Source organism: Enterobacter sp. BNK-22 (assembly GCF_048684805.1).
Taxonomy (GTDB): domain Bacteria; phylum Pseudomonadota; class Gammaproteobacteria; order Enterobacterales; family Enterobacteriaceae; genus Enterobacter; species Enterobacter quasiroggenkampii.
In genome coordinates this window covers 338,050-352,380 of record NZ_JBLQTT010000001.1, presented here as the reverse complement: position 1 = coordinate 352,380, position 14,331 = coordinate 338,050, and the positions used below count along the sequence as shown (strand labels likewise).

Below are 14,331 nucleotides of genomic sequence, written 5' to 3'. Positions count from 1 at the left end.
ATATGTGCGGAATAACGAAACCGAGATCCCATGACTTTTACACTTCGTCCCTATCAGCAGGAAGCCGTTGACGCCACCCTCGCCTGGTTCCGCAAACATCGCGAGCCGGCGGCGATTGTGCTCCCGACCGGTGCAGGCAAAAGCCTGGTCATTGCCGAACTGGCGCGTCTGGCCCGCGGCCGCGTGCTGGTGCTCGCGCACGTTAAAGAGCTCGTCGCGCAAAACCATGCCAAGTATTGTGCGCTTGGACTGGAAGCCGACATTTTCGCCGCCGGGCTAAAGCGTAAAGAGAGCCACGGCAAAGTGGTGTTTGGCAGCGTGCAGTCGGTTGCCCGCAATCTGGATCTGTTTCGCAGCGAATTTTCGCTGCTGATTGTCGACGAATGTCACCGCATCAGCGATGACGACGACAGCCAGTATCAGCAAATCCTGTCCCACCTGAAAGAGGTGAATCCTTACCTGCGCCTGTTGGGCCTGACGGCGACCCCCTTTCGTCTGGGTAAAGGCTGGATCTATCGTTACCATTATCACGGCATGGTGCGCGGCGATGACAAGGCCCTGTTTAGCGACTGCATCTACGAGCTTCCGCTGCGTTACATGATTAAACATGGCTACCTGACGCCGCCTGAACGGCTGGATATGCCGGTGGTGCAGTACGACTTCAGCCGCCTGCAGGCGCAGAGCAACGGGTTATTCAGCGAAGCGGATCTTAATCAGGAGCTGAAAAAGCAAAAGCGCATTACGCCGCATATCATCAGCCAGATTGAGGAGTTCGCCGCGACGCGCAAAGGGGTGATGATCTTTGCCGCCACCGTTGAGCACGCACGCGAAATCACCGGGTTACTGCCCCCCGGCGACGCGGCGCTCATCACCGGTGAGACGCCCGGCCCGGAGCGCGATCGCCTGATTGAGGCCTTTAAAGCCCAGCAGTTCCGCTATCTGGTTAACGTGTCGGTGTTGACCACCGGCTTTGACGCCCCGCACGTCGACCTGATCGCTATTTTGCGTCCGACCGAATCGGTCAGTCTGTATCAGCAAATTGTTGGCCGCGGCCTGCGCCTGGCGCCGGGGAAAACCGACTGCCTGATTCTGGATTATGCCGGTAACCCGCACGATCTCTATACGCCTGAGGTCGGCGCGCCAAAAGGGAAAAGTGACAACGTGCCCGTGCAGGTCTTTTGCCCTGCCTGCGGGTTTGCCAACACCTTCTGGGGCAAAACCACCGCCGACGGCACGCTGATCGAACATTTTGGCCGCCGCTGTCAGGGCTGGTTTGAAGATGATGACGGGCATCGTGAGCAGTGCGATTTTCGTTTCCGCTTTAAAAACTGCCCGCAGTGCAACGCCGAAAATGACATTGCCGCTCGCCGCTGTCGGGAGTGCGACACGGTGCTGGTTGACCCGGACGACATGCTGAAAGCGGCATTAAAGCTGAAAGATGCGCTGGTGCTGCGCTGTTCCGGCATGGCGTTGCAGCCCGGTGCCGATGAAAAAGGCGAATGGCTGAAAATCACCTATTACGATGAAGACGGGGCGGACGTCAGCGAGCGCTTCCGGCTTCAGACGCCAGCTCAGCGAACGGCCTTCGAACAGCTGTTTATCCGCCCGCACACCCGCACTCCGGGCGTGCCCCTGCGCTGGATCACCGTGGCCGATATCGTGCGCCAGCAGGTGCTATTGCGCCATCCGGATTTTGTGGTCGCCCGCAAAAAAGGCCAGTTCTGGCAGGTGCGCGAAAAACTCTTTGACTACGAAGGTCGCTTCCGTCGCGCCAACGAATTGCGCGGGTAGCGGGACTTTTCATTGATGTGAGGGGCATTTGAGTATAAAATGCCGCCCGCTTCACATCCGTGAGGCAGAACACTCACCTGCTGCTGGGTCGCCTGTAGTAGGGTTTTAAATACAGAGAGAAATCAATGTTTACTATCGAAGCAGAAGTACGTAACGTGCAGGGTAAGGGTGCGAGCCGCCGCCTGCGTACCGCTAACAAGTTCCCGGCTATCGTTTACGGTGGCGAAGCTGCTCCAGTTGCAATCGAACTGGATCACGACAAACTGTGGAACCTGCAGACCAAAGCTGAATTCTACAGCGAAGTTCTGACCATCGTTGTTGGCGGTAAAGAAGAAAAAGTGAAAGTTCAGGCTGTTCAGCGTCACGCGTTCAAGCCAAAACTGACTCACATCGACTTCGTTCGCGCGTAATCGCAAACCTGTCGAAAAAAACCCCGCTTCTGCGGGGTTTTTTGTGCCTGCTATTTACCGCCCGAGGTGCGGCGCTGAAGCTGATCGCGCAGATTCGGCGGCGTCCCCTTAATGGTCAGCGTATCGGTGGCCGGATCCCAGAAGATACGTTCCCCCAGCAGCATCGCATCAAAGTTGATGGTTAACCCGCCGCCGCTGCCGGCAAACTTGGTTAACTGACGCAGCGTGCTGCGATCCGCCGGGAAGCTCTCTTCAAGCTCATAGCCCTTCTCTGCGGTAAATTCCTGGAAGCTGACTTCGCTGACGCCCGCCAACTCTTTTGACAGCGACTCCAGTTCAATCTCTTCCCCAGCCTGCAGCTGTTCGTTGCAGTAGCTGTAAACCTGCTGGCGCACCGTCTGGCGCTCAGATTTATCAAGCTGCGCTTCGGCTGTGAAATCGTCCACCGCCTGGAGCAGCCCTTTGTTCTGCGCTTTGGCGTTAAGCCCTTCACTGGCACCGAGGAAGTCCATGAAGAAATCCGCCACTTTGCGGCCCACGCGTCCCTTCAGGAAAGTCAGGTAGCGGGTCGATTCCGGGTTGGTTTCCCACTCGGTCAAATCAATACGCGCCACGATATCCGCATGGTTGATATCCAGATAATGCGTCGAGCTGATATCCAGCTGCTCGTTCACGCGCATGCTGCTTAAGTTATTCAGCACGGTAACCAGCAGATACTCGACCGCCAGGTAGCGGTAGTGGCAGAACAGCACGATCCCGCCGTCGGCGAACGGATATTTCGCCAGCTCGTCGCGCAGACGCCCGGTTGCCGCACGGCTAAACGCCAGGAAATCCTCTTCACCCTGGCGCTGCAGGCGCAGGCTATCGGCCAGTTCACTCTCTTCGCTGAACAGCCCATAGGCTTTATTTTTGGCGCTGTAGACGCGATGCAGCTCTGCCATCATCTCCACAACGGTCGCCGTAGGTTCCAGTAACGAATCGCGTAGCACCACTTCAAGGGTTTGCTCATCGCGCTTGATAAGCTGGTGCAAGGCAATCTGGTTGATTTCCAGACTCATGATAAACTCTCCTTTTAGACCGGGCGGTATTCAACCACCACCAGGACATGTGTGCAACAACAGATAAAAAAGGGGAAAAAAAGCTGTTGCTACGGTAATATGTTGCCCTTTCATCAACAAACTGATTTTGATTTATGCCACAACATTCCCGCTACAGTGATGAACACGTTGAACAACTGCTCAGTGAGCTGGTCAACGTACTGGAAAAACATAAAACGCCGACCGATCTCTCCCTGATGGTTTTGGGAAATATGGTCACCAACCTGATTAACACCAGCGTTGCTCCGGCTCAGCGTCAGGCGATCGCAAAATCTTTCGCCCAGGCTTTACAGTCGTCCGTCAGCAACGACCCGGCCCATTAAGGGATACGAACAACAGTTTATGGTGACGAATCGTCAGCGCTACCGTGAAAAAGTCTCCCAGATGGTCAGCTGGGGGCACTGGTTTGCCCTGTTCAACATTCTGTTGGCGACGGTCATTGGCTGTCGTTATCTGTTTGTCGCAGACTGGCCAACAACGCTCACCGGGCGTATCTACTCCTGGATAAGCGTTGTCGGTCACTTTAGCTTTTTGGTTTTCGCCACCTATCTGCTGATCCTGTTCCCCTTGACGTTTATCGTCATGTCGCAGCGTCTGATGCGATTCTTGTCCGCCATCCTTGCGACGGTGGGGATGACGCTGCTGCTTATCGACAGTGAAGTGTTCACCCGCTTCCACCTGCATCTCAACCCCATCGTCTGGGAACTGGTGATTAACCCCGACCAGAACGAAACGGCCCGTGACTGGCAGCTGATGTTTATCAGCGTCCCGGTGATCCTGTTGATTGAGATGCTGTTTGCCACCTGGAGCTGGCAAAAACTGCGCAGCCTGACCCGCCGACGCCACTACGCGAAGCCCGTCGCCGCGCTCTTCTTCGTCTCCTTTATCAGTTCGCACATCATGTATATCTGGGCGGATGCGAACTTCTATCGCCCTATTACCATGCAGCGCGCGAACCTGCCGCTCTCGTACCCGATGACGGCCCGTCGCTTCCTTGAGAAACACGGCCTGCTTGATGCGCAGGAGTACCAGCGACGCCTCATCGAGCAGGGTAACCCGGAAGCCGTCAGCGTGCAGTATCCGCTGAGCGACCTGCGCTATCGCGATATGGGCCGCGGGCAAAACGTCCTGCTGATCACCGTCGATGGCCTGAACTATTCCCGTTACGAGAAGCAGATGCCTGCGCTGGCCGATTTCGCGAGTCAAAACGTCACGTTTACTCAGCATATGAGCTCCGGTAACACAACCGACGCGGGCATCTTTGGCCTCTTCTATGGCATTTCAGCCGGATACATGGACGGCGTACTCTCTACCCGCACACCTGCTGCGCTGATCACCGGGCTGAATCAGCAGGGCTATCAGTTAGGGTTGTTCTCATCCGATGGCTTTAACAGCCCGCTCTACCGCCAGGCGCTGCTGTCTGATTTCTCACTGCCAGCGGCACAAAATCAGTCCGATGCGCAGACCGCCAGCCAATGGATAAACTGGCTCCAGCGCTATGCCCAGGAAGATAACCGCTGGTTCTCATGGGTTTCCTTTAACGGCACTACGCTTGCTAACAGCAATAAGAGTGATTTCGCGCGCCGCTACGGCCGCGCGGCGGGTGATGTTGATGCGCAGATTGGCCGCGTGCTTGACGCGCTACGTGAGTCCGGCAAGCTGGATAACACCGTAGTGATCGTGACCGCAGGCCATGGCGTCCCGTTAGGTGACGAGACGAAGAGCATGAGCTGGTCACGCCCGAACCTGCAGGTTCCGCTGGTCATCCACTGGCCGGGTACCCCGGCGCAGCGCATCAATATGCTTACCGAGCATAAAGATGTGATGACCACCCTGATGCAACGCCTGCTACACGTCAGCACGCCAGCCAATGAGTATTCTCAGGGGCAGGATCTCTTCAGCGCCGCGCGCCGCCATAACTGGGTCACGGCTGCGGGGAATAATACGCTGGTGGTGACCACGCCGAAGCTGACGCTGGTGCTGAACAACAATGGGAATTATCAGACGTATAACCTGCAGGGTGAACGGCTTAAAGACCAGAAACCGCAGCTGAGCCTGCTGCTGCAGGTCCTGACGGATGAGAAGCGCTTCGTCGCTAACTGATTAATAATAAACCAGTTAGCGACGGATTCCCTTGCATTCGAAACGGAATCGAGTAGTATTCTTTCTATGCGTCGGCACGTAGCGCAGCCTGGTAGCGCACCGTCATGGGGTGTCGGGGGTCGGAGGTTCAAATCCTCTCGTGCCGACCAAAAACACATTGAAAACCAGCCTTTTATGGCTGGTTTTTTTATTTCGCCTCGTCCGGCGTTTTGCGCAGGTACACCAGCGTAACCAGGCAAATCACCGCTCCGGCATAGAACGTATATTCTGCGCCAAACGTTTCCCAGATGACCCCGGCGCCCAGACTGGCGACTAACAATCCCACGCCACTGACCAGACTAAAAATGCCGTAGGCGGTACCGCGCAGATCCGCAGGCGCGGTTTTCGCAATCATTGCCGCCAGCAGCCCCTGCGTCATCCCCATATGCACTCCCCAAAGCGCAACGCCCAGAAGCATTCCAGCCCAGTGGGTGCTCAGCGCCAGCACAACATCTGCCCCAATCAGCATCACCAGCCCCCACTGCAGTAATCGGGTGTGGCTCATCCCGTCCGATAGCTTGCCAAACGGATAGGCAGAGAGGAAATAGAGCAGATTCATGGCCACCATCACCAGCGGGATCAGCGCCAGCGGCACCCCCGACTGCTGTGCGCGCAGCACAAGAAAGGCTTCACTGAAACGTGCGAGCGTGAAGATGGCCCCCAGGCCAATGACCCACCAGCAGCCTTTCCCGAGACGCCTGAGGTTCTCTTTTTTGATGGGGTTCGTGCGTTTATGTTCGACGGGCGTTTTCGGCTCATGCAGGCCGAAGAAAAGCAGCGCCACGGCGAGCACGCCGGGGATCACCGCGATCCAGAAAATCGTGCGGAAATCATCGTTCCACAGCAGCATTAATCCTACGGCCAGCAGCGGCCCGAGAAATGCGCCGACGGTGTCCATCGACTGACGCAGCCCAAAGGCCGCGCCGCGAAGGTCCGGCGGCGTAACGTCAGCAACCAGCGCATCGCGTGGCGCTCCCCGTATCCCCTTCCCGACCCGGTCAATTAAGCGCGCCCCAAGGATCATGCCGGAAGAAGAGGCGATAGCGAACAACGGTTTACTCAATGCGCCAAGACCGTAGCCCAGAACCGCCAGTCCTTTACGCTTGCCCAGATAGTCACTGATGGCGCCGGAAAACACCTTGATAAACAGCGCCGTAGCCTCAGCCAGACCTTCAATCAAACCAATGAAAATAACGCTGGCGCCCAGCGTCGTCACCATAAACAGCGGCAGCAGGCTGTGAATAATCTCCGAGGAGATATCCATTAACATACTGACGCCGCCCACCACCCAGACTCCTTTCGGGATCCGGCTGAGCGTTGCAAACCGGGATAACATTGCGCATCTCCTGCTTCATGTTGAACTGTCTTGTTCGAAACAGAATATCCTGGAAATGCGAATAAAAATTATTAGACATAAAAAAAGCCACCCCGCAGGATGGCTTCGATATTGCAAATCGGCGTCTAGTGTTTATCACGTCCGCCCAGGAAGAAAATGCCCAGCGGGATGGCCAGCAGAACGGTGAACACCAGGCTGTAGACAAAGATCATCGCCGATTGCAGGACATACATGCTGGTTGTCCAGGCAGAGAGAGGAATGTTGTACTGTTCGATGACGCCAACAATGGTGGCCCGCCCCACGCACGCGGCAGCAATCATAAACACAACCAGCAGCGCCAGGAGGAACTTGCGGCCTTCAGGCGTTTTCAGTTTTGCACGAACCATCTCTCTTCCCTTTTACAGATGAATAACATTATAGAGGGTCTAAAATAACACAAACGGCTGCCGGACTCCACGCTAGTATAAATCTCTACTTAAATGGCAAATATGTGGTTTATTACGCTATTCATATTGAAAATGTAAGTAAATAACACCAATCATTCATAGTTGATATGTTAACCTGTACAGGATCGTTTTGACATAAAGGAATGACAATGAAAAACGCACCTAAATTTGCCATCGCACTCATCGCCGCCGCGTGTGTCAGCACCAGTGCTTTCGCCAGCGAAACCTCTAAAGAGCAGCCGCTGGAAAAAGTCGCCCCGTATCCGAAAGCGGATAAAGGGATGAAGCGTCAGGTGATCCAGCTGCCGGCACAGCAGGATGAAGCGAATTTCAAAGTAGAGCTGTTAATTGGCAAGACGCTGGAAGTGGATTGCAACCAGCATCGCCTGGGTGGTCAGCTGGAAAGCAAAACGCTGGAAGGCTGGGGTTACGACTACTACGTCTTTGATAAAGTGACCTCGCCGGTCTCCACCATGATGGCCTGCCCGGATGGCAAGAAAGAGAAGAAATTTGTGACAGCGTATCTGGGCGACAATAGCCTGCTGCGCTACAACAGCAAGTTGCCGATCGTGGTTTATACGCCTGAAAACGTCGAAGTGAAGTATCGCGTGTGGAAGGCTGAAGAGAAGATTGAGCAGGCTGTCGTACGTTGAAATTAAGTCGGGTGGCGGCTTCGCCTTACCCGACCTACAAAACAACACCGAACATAGGCCGGGTAGGCGTCAGCGCCACCCGGCTTTTTTACCTTACAGCGCGATATCCGCAACCGGTTTGTTTTCCGGCTGAGGCTTCAGCTCCGCTTTTGGCGCAGCATCCGCAGCCTGCGGTTTGATGTACTGCAGCTGCAGTACGCGGCTGGTGTATTCCAGCTCCTGCTCCGTCGCGCTCACGTTACCGTTCAGCTTCGTGCCGTAGGATGGAATAATGGTCTTCAGCTTCGCCTGCCATTCCGGACTGGCGACTTTATCTTTAAACACTTTTTCCATCAGGTGCAGCATGATTGGCGCAGCGGTAGACGCACCCGGTGACGCACCCAGCAGCGCGGCGATGGTGCCATCCTTATCGCTTACCACTTCGGTGCCCAGACGCAGCACGCCGCCCTCTTTCGGATCGCGCTTGATGATCTGTACGCGCTGACCCGCCTGCCACAGGCGCCAGTCTTCTTTCTTCGCCTGCGGATAGTACTCTTTCAGCGCCTCGAAACGGTCGTCGTCAGAGAGCATCACCTGGCTAATCAGGTATTTCACCAGATCGAAGTTATCCAGCCCCACGTCCATCATCGGCTTGACGTTAGAGGTGGTGGTTGCGCTCAGCAGATCCCACAGGGAGCCGTTTTTCAGGAACTTCGTGGAGAAGGTCGCGAACGGTCCAAACAGCACCACGCGTTTGCCGTCAAGCATACGGGTGTCAATGTGCGGAACAGACATTGGCGGCGCGCCCACGGAAGCCTGACCGTACACTTTTGCCAGATGACGGTTCACCACTTCCGGGTTATCGGACACCAGGAACTGACCGCCGACCGGGAAGCCCGCGTAGTCGTCCGCCTCCGGAATGCCGGACTCCTGCAGCAGCTTCAGCGCCGCGCCGCCCGCACCGATAAAGACAAACTTCGCCCTGATGACGTGTTCAGCTTCATTGTTTTTCAGATCGGCAACGGTCACGCTCCAGCTGTTATCCGCGTTGCGCTTGAAACCGCGCACTTCGGTGCTGAGCTGCAGGTTGAAGTTCTCTTTTTTCTTCAGAGACGTCACCAGCTGACGGGTAATTTCACCGTAGTTGACGTCGGTACCAATTTCGGTACGGGTCGCCGCCACTTTCTGGTTCGGGTCACGACCTTCCATGACCAGCGGAGCCCACTCTTTAATCTGCGCGTGATCTTCAGAGTATTTCATCCCGCGGAACAGCGTGCTCTGCTGCAGTGCGGCGTAGCGCGCGCGCAGGAAGTTGACGTTCTGCTCGCCCCACACAAAGCTCATGTGCGGTACGGTATTGATAAAGGAGTGCGGGTCGTGCAGCACGCCGCTGTTGACCTGGTGAGACCAGAACTGACGAGAAACCTGGAACGCCTCGTTGATCTCTACCGCTTTCTCGATACTAATGGAACCGTCCTTTTTCTGCGGCGTATAGTTCAGTTCCATGAGTGCCGAATGACCGGTACCGGCGTTGTTCCAGCCGTTCGAACTCTCCTGCGCCACGCCATCAAGGCGCTCGACCATGGTCATTGACCAGTCCGGCTGCAGTTCTTGCAGATAGGTTCCCAGCGTGGCGCTCATGATACCGCCACCGATTAAAAGGACGTCCGTTTCCTGCTCTTTTGGTGCGTCAGCTTTCGCCGCCATGGAGACGGTGTTAAGCCCCACGGCCAGAGAAAAGAGCATGGCAGTCATTTTTTTCATAATTTATGCCTTAGTGTAAAAGTGCTTGATGCGTGGAAATTGCAGGTGAAAAAAGCTGCGGGGGCACGGTAACAACTTTTAAATATTGTTTAAAGGTTACGAAATTATTGTAATTGTGAAATTTAATGATGGATTGTTTGTGAGGAATTATCGAAGCGTCTGGTAAAGGGCGGTTTAACGGGCTAGTATGTTGCGTTTTGTGATCGCGCGCACGGAAGCCTGCCCTAACCAGCGAAACGTTATGTCCCTACCCCATTCTCCTTTATCTCCCGAAAACCGTGTCGCCAGCGTGCTGCGTTCCCCTAAGCAGCTGACGCGTGAAACGCTGGCGGGCGTGATTACCGCCCTGGCGCTGATCCCCGAGGTCATCTCATTTTCCGTGGTGGCGGGCGTTGACCCGAAGGTCAGCCTGATCGCTTCCGTGGTGCTCTGTCTTGCCCTGTCTGTACTGGGCGGTCGCCCGGCGATGGTCACGGCCGCGGCCGGTTCCGTGGCGCTGGTTATTGGGCCCATGGTGCATCAGCACGGCGTACAGTACATTCTTCCCGCCGTGCTCATGGCTGGCGTGATTCAGATTCTGTTTGGCGTGCTGGGCATGGCAAGGCTGATGCGCTTTATTCCCCAGTCGGTCATGACCGGGTTTGTTAACGCCCTCGGGATATTGATTTTCTTTGCGCAGGTTCCCCATTTCTGGAGCCGAAGCCCGCTGATTGTGGGCCTGTTCGTGCTGACGGTACTGATCGTGCTGTGGGTGCCGCGCTATTTCAAAAGCATCCCTTCCCCACTGATTGCGATTGTGCTGTTAACCTTGTTTACCGTTTCAACCGGGCAAAGCCTGCCGACCGTGGGCGATGAAGGCGCCATGAGCGGCGGCTTGCCGGGTCTTAGCGAACTTCTGGTCCCTCTCAATCTCCAGACGCTGAGCATAATCTGGCCGTGCGCGTTGAGCATCGCGTTTGTCGGCCTGCTGGAATCCCTGCTGACCGCAAAGCTGGTGGATGAGCTGACCGCGACACCGTCAAGTAAACGCCGCGAAAGCATTGGATTAGGCGTCGGCAATATCCTGGCCGGATTTTACGGTGGTATTGCGGGCTGCGCGATGATCGGACAAACCATCGTTAACGTGGAGATGGGGAAAGGCCGAAGCCGCATTTCAACCTTCGCTGCGGGCATCGTGCTGCTGATCCTGGTGACGGCGCTCAGCGACGTGATGGCCAACATCCCGATGGCGGTGCTGGCGGGCATTATGGCGATCGTCGCCGTCAAAACCTTCAGCTGGCACAGCCTTCAGCCGGCCACGCTGAAAACGGCTCCGATTGCAGAAACGGTCGTCATGCTGGTGACCGTTGCCGCCACGGTATCAACCGGCAATCTGGCGATTGGCGTGCTGGGCGGGATTATCATCATGGTGCTGCTTCCCGCCCGCATTAAGCGTCGGCTTAAAGCAGAAAAATCGTCGCCAGCCCAAGAAAAATAAAGAAACCGCCGGTATCGGTGATGGCGGTGATCATCACGCTCGACCCCACCGCGGGGTCGCGCCCCAGTTTGGTCATGGTCAACGGGATAATAACGCCCATCATCGATGCCACCAGCAGATTCAGCACCATCGCCAGCATCATCACCCCACCCAGCGCCATATCGTCATACAACCACCAGGTGATGCCCCCCATAATCCCGCCCCAGACCAGGCCGTTGATCAGCGCCACACCCATCTCTCTGAAGATCAGAAAGGCGAAGTTGCCGGGCTGAATATTCTCCAGCGCCAGCGCGCGAACGATCATCGTGATAGTCTGATTGCCAGTATTCCCGCCTATTCCGGCCACAATCGGCATCAGCGAGGCCAGCGCCACCAGCTGCGAAATGGTGTGTTCGAAACCGTCAATCACGCGGGAGGCGATAAACGCGGTACACAGGTTAATGGCCAGCCACGCCCAGCGCGTTTTCACCGCCTTGCCGACGGAGGCATGGACGTCATCTCCCGCACTGATCCCCCCCAGCGCACGCAGGTCGTTGTCGGTTTCTTCATAAACGACGTCAACGATCTCGTCGATGGTCAGACGCCCCATCAGTTTGCCGACGGAGTCCACGACGGCGGCACTCACGAGGTCGTCACGTTCGAAGGTACGCGCCGCTTTCTCCGCATCGTCCTCCGGGGAGAAGACCATCGGCTCGTTTTCCATCACCTCGCTCACCTTCCGCTGGGTGCTGTTGAGCAGGATGGTTTTCAGCTCCAGCTCGCCGAGCAGGGTTTTATCCCGGGAGGTGACAAACAGCTTATCGGTGTTATCCGGCATTTTGCCCAGGCGACGCAGATAGCGCTGCACGGTGCCGAGCGTCACGTCCGGACGCACCGTGATAACGCCGAACTCCATAATCGCGCCGACGCTGTTTTTCTCGTAGTGCATCACCTGACGCACGCGCGCGCGTTCATCGGCAGGCAGTGACGCCAGCAGACGGCCGGTCAGGTTTCGCGGCAGGTGCTGAACCAGGTAAATCTGCTCGTCGATATCCAGGGTTTGCAGAGCGTCGAGAATATCCCGGTCGCTCATCTCGTCGATCAGGTCGTCCCAGACGTTTTCTGAGGCCTCAAGCAGCACCTGTCCGCGCTCGTGATCCTGCACCAGCCGCCACAGGGCGTGACGTTCTTCCGAGGGAAGCGCTTCCAGGGTATCCGCCAGATCCGGCGGGGGTAAGTGAGCAACCAGCGCACCTACCTCAGCAATATCGTCGGCTAAAGTGCCGACATCATATTGCTCAGCCAGGGTCAGTTTGCCTAATAGCGTAGAGGTGACCGCTTTATCGGTCGTGAGAAGCCAGATCAGTCGCGCACGTTCCTGGTCACGCTGTCTGGCGCTGTTTTTCTTTAATACCGACATCAATCATAAATCCATGAAATAAGTTGGTATTAAGCATAGCGCGAGGATATGTAAATAAGAATAAACAACGGGGCGGGATGGAGAAAAAATCGGCATTACGGCTACGATCTATCCCCTCTCCCTGTGGGAGAGGGTTAGGGTGAGGGCATCAGGCCGTGCGCGCCACCGCGTCACGCGAGGCTGCATCGCGCTCTTCACCGGTCAGCTCGCTCAGCCTGCCGTCGCGCATCTCCAGCAGGCGGTCGGCATGAATAAAGTAATGATCGTCGTGGCTGATGGCGAAAATGGTTTTACCCATCTGCTGCATCAGCGGCAGCAGCACCTGATAAAACTCGCGGCGGAAGTGCGGGTCCTGATCCGCCGCCCACTCATCCAGCAGAATGATGTCACGCTCTTCCGCCAGCGCCAGCAGCAGCGCCACGCGCTTTTTCTGCCCTTTGGAAAGCTTCAGATTGAGAATTTTACCGTCCTGAAGTTCCAGCTTGTGGGACATCTGCAGCTGCGCCAGCCATTTTTCCACCAGCGCAGGATTGGCCTGCTGCCCTTCCGGGCCCAGCAGTTGCTCAAACAGCCAGACGTCGGTGAACACCGCCGAGAAAAGCTTGCGGTAATCCTCGGGCTTCTCCGCGCTCAGCGCTCTGCCATCCAGTAAAATCTCGCCCGACTGCGGCTGATAAAGCCCGGTGAGCAGCATCGCCAGCGTCGATTTACCGCTGCCGTTGCCGCCAATCAGGAACAGCAGCTCGCCGCGGCGGATCGTCAGGTTGACCGGCCCCACGGAGAAGGCGCTGTCCTGATAGCGGAACGTGACGTTACGCAGCTCCAGCGTCTGCCAGTCAGGGAAGGCCTGCGGGCGCGGGAATTCGGCTTTAAACGGCGCGAGATCGAATTTGTTGAGCTTATTAAAGGCCACCTGCGCACTCAGTAAGGTGGGCAACGCGCCGACCGCCGAGAGCAGCGGCGTGCGCAAAAACAGCAGCGTCAGCGAGTAGGTTGCCGCGACGTTGGTGTCCGCCCAGCCCAGGCTGTTCGCCATCCAGAATACCAGGCCAATGGCACCCAGCATCATAATGTTTGACCAGTTCACCGCGCTCAGGTGGAAGGTATCAGCGCGAATGATGTGATGCCGGTACTCGCGTGCGTCCGGAATATAGAGATGGTTAAAGATATACTCGGCGCGCTCGCGGTTCAGGGTGAGTTCTTTGCGCCCTTCCAGCACCGTCTGGTAGTCGTTATAGAGCTTATCTTCGGTTTCGCGCAGCACCGCCATGTGTTTATAGACGCGTGACACCAGGACAAAACCGCCCCAGATGGTGATGGCGATCCACAGCGCAGTCACCGCCAGCATTTTGCTGGAGAGCCAGGCGAGATAGGCCGCCGAGCCAAAGGTCAGAATGATCCCCTGCACCAGCTCCGGCAAACGAACGAACGCGATGGTAATGGCGCGTACGTCGCTGGTAAGCCCCGCCAGCAGGGAGGCGCTGCCGAGCTGCTCAACGCGCTCGACCTGGGTGTCCAGGATCCGCTTGATAAACTCACTGCGCAAACGAAAAACGAAATGGTGGCCGAGCGCGGTCAGCGCCAGCTGGGCGCCGAGCGTAACCGCCATCAGCAGCAGCAGCAGGCCAAGAAACTCCGGCAATACGGAGAGCGAGGTGTCGACCATTTCAATCAACCGCACGTTAATAAACGCGATCAGGCCAATACCCAGAGCGGCGCTGGCCAGGCTTAACGCCATAACGGCGATGAAGGGCCAGCGGTACTGACGCCAGACGAGGAGAAGTAGTTGCATGCAGGCAATCCGGACAATAAAAATCAGCGAGCAGTGTAAACTGCC

12 protein-coding genes and 1 tRNA gene are annotated in these 14,331 nt (G+C 56.5%); 7 read left to right on the top strand and 6 right to left on the bottom strand.

Translation table 11 applies throughout. From position 1 onward, the window contains the following. Positions 1-30 precede the first annotated feature (30 nt). Positions 31-1,791 (top strand): DEAD/DEAH box helicase, encoded by a 1,761-nt coding sequence (locus ACMGGE_RS01590; RefSeq protein WP_262811221.1) that lies wholly within the window; start codon positions 31-33, stop codon positions 1,789-1,791. A gap of 125 nt (positions 1,792-1,916) precedes the next feature. Next, the gene (gene rplY / locus ACMGGE_RS01585) at positions 1,917-2,201 is read left to right on the top strand and encodes a 50S ribosomal protein L25 (RefSeq protein ID WP_008500956.1); all 285 of its coding nucleotides are present in this window, start codon (positions 1,917-1,919) and stop codon (positions 2,199-2,201) included. A gap of 50 nt (positions 2,202-2,251) precedes the next feature. Here the strand turns inward: rplY and yejK are convergent, their stop codons facing one another. Then, positions 2,252-3,259 (bottom strand): nucleoid-associated protein YejK, encoded by a 1,008-nt coding sequence (yejK, locus tag ACMGGE_RS01580; protein WP_008500957.1) that lies wholly within the window; start codon positions 3,257-3,259, stop codon positions 2,252-2,254. A gap of 134 nt (positions 3,260-3,393) precedes the next feature. On the opposite strand from yejK, the gene ACMGGE_RS01575 reads away from it, so the two are divergent. From ACMGGE_RS01575 to ACMGGE_RS01565, 3 genes are all read left to right on the top strand, one after another. After that, positions 3,394-3,621 (top strand): YejL family protein, encoded by a 228-nt coding sequence (locus ACMGGE_RS01575; protein ID WP_008500958.1) that lies wholly within the window; start codon positions 3,394-3,396, stop codon positions 3,619-3,621. A gap of 19 nt (positions 3,622-3,640) precedes the next feature. Then, entirely contained in the window at positions 3,641-5,401 is a 1,761-nt protein-coding gene (gene yejM / locus ACMGGE_RS01570; protein ID WP_048028179.1) for an LPS biosynthesis-modulating metalloenzyme YejM, read from the top strand. Between the two features lie 72 nt (positions 5,402-5,473). After that, positions 5,474-5,550, top strand: a tRNA-Pro gene (locus ACMGGE_RS01565). Between the two features lie 38 nt (positions 5,551-5,588). Here the strand turns inward: ACMGGE_RS01565 and ACMGGE_RS01560 are convergent. Beyond that, a complete protein-coding gene (locus tag ACMGGE_RS01560; RefSeq protein ID WP_262822323.1) occupies positions 5,589-6,776 on the bottom strand; it encodes an MFS transporter in 1,188 nt (395 codons plus the stop codon). Positions 6,777-6,901: 125 nt separating this feature from the next. Then, entirely contained in the window at positions 6,902-7,162 is a 261-nt protein-coding gene (locus tag ACMGGE_RS01555; RefSeq protein WP_010433451.1) for a DUF2534 family protein, read from the bottom strand. A 209-nt stretch (positions 7,163-7,371) separates the two neighbouring features. Between ACMGGE_RS01555 and eco the strand changes: the two genes are divergently transcribed. Next, complete coding sequence (gene eco, locus ACMGGE_RS01550; protein ID WP_111965297.1) at positions 7,372-7,875, top strand: serine protease inhibitor ecotin; 504 nt, start codon at positions 7,372-7,374, stop codon at positions 7,873-7,875. Between the two features lie 93 nt (positions 7,876-7,968). On the opposite strand, the gene mqo is transcribed toward eco, so the two are convergent. Further along, positions 7,969-9,618 carry a malate dehydrogenase (quinone) gene (gene mqo, locus ACMGGE_RS01545; RefSeq protein WP_048029696.1) on the bottom strand — a complete coding sequence of 550 codons (1,650 nt, stop codon included), beginning with the start codon at positions 9,616-9,618 and terminating at the stop codon, positions 7,969-7,971. A gap of 187 nt (positions 9,619-9,805) precedes the next feature. Between mqo and ACMGGE_RS01540 the strand changes: the two genes are divergently transcribed. Next, positions 9,806-11,095: a SulP family inorganic anion transporter gene (locus ACMGGE_RS01540; RefSeq protein ID WP_262811173.1), complete on the top strand. Its 1,290-nt coding sequence runs from the start codon at positions 9,806-9,808 to the stop codon at positions 11,093-11,095. Here ACMGGE_RS01540 and mgtE read toward each other — a convergent pair. Next, positions 11,058-12,494, bottom strand: a complete 1,437-nt coding sequence (gene mgtE / locus ACMGGE_RS01535) for a magnesium transporter (RefSeq protein ID WP_045414667.1) — start codon at positions 12,492-12,494, stop codon at positions 11,058-11,060. The two genes, ACMGGE_RS01540 and mgtE, sit on opposite strands and share 38 nt — an antisense overlap. 148 nt (positions 12,495-12,642) lie before the next feature. Beyond that, entirely contained in the window at positions 12,643-14,286 is a 1,644-nt protein-coding gene (locus ACMGGE_RS01530; protein ID WP_196365115.1) for a multidrug ABC transporter permease/ATP-binding protein, read from the bottom strand. Between the last annotated feature and the right edge of the window lie 45 nt (positions 14,287-14,331).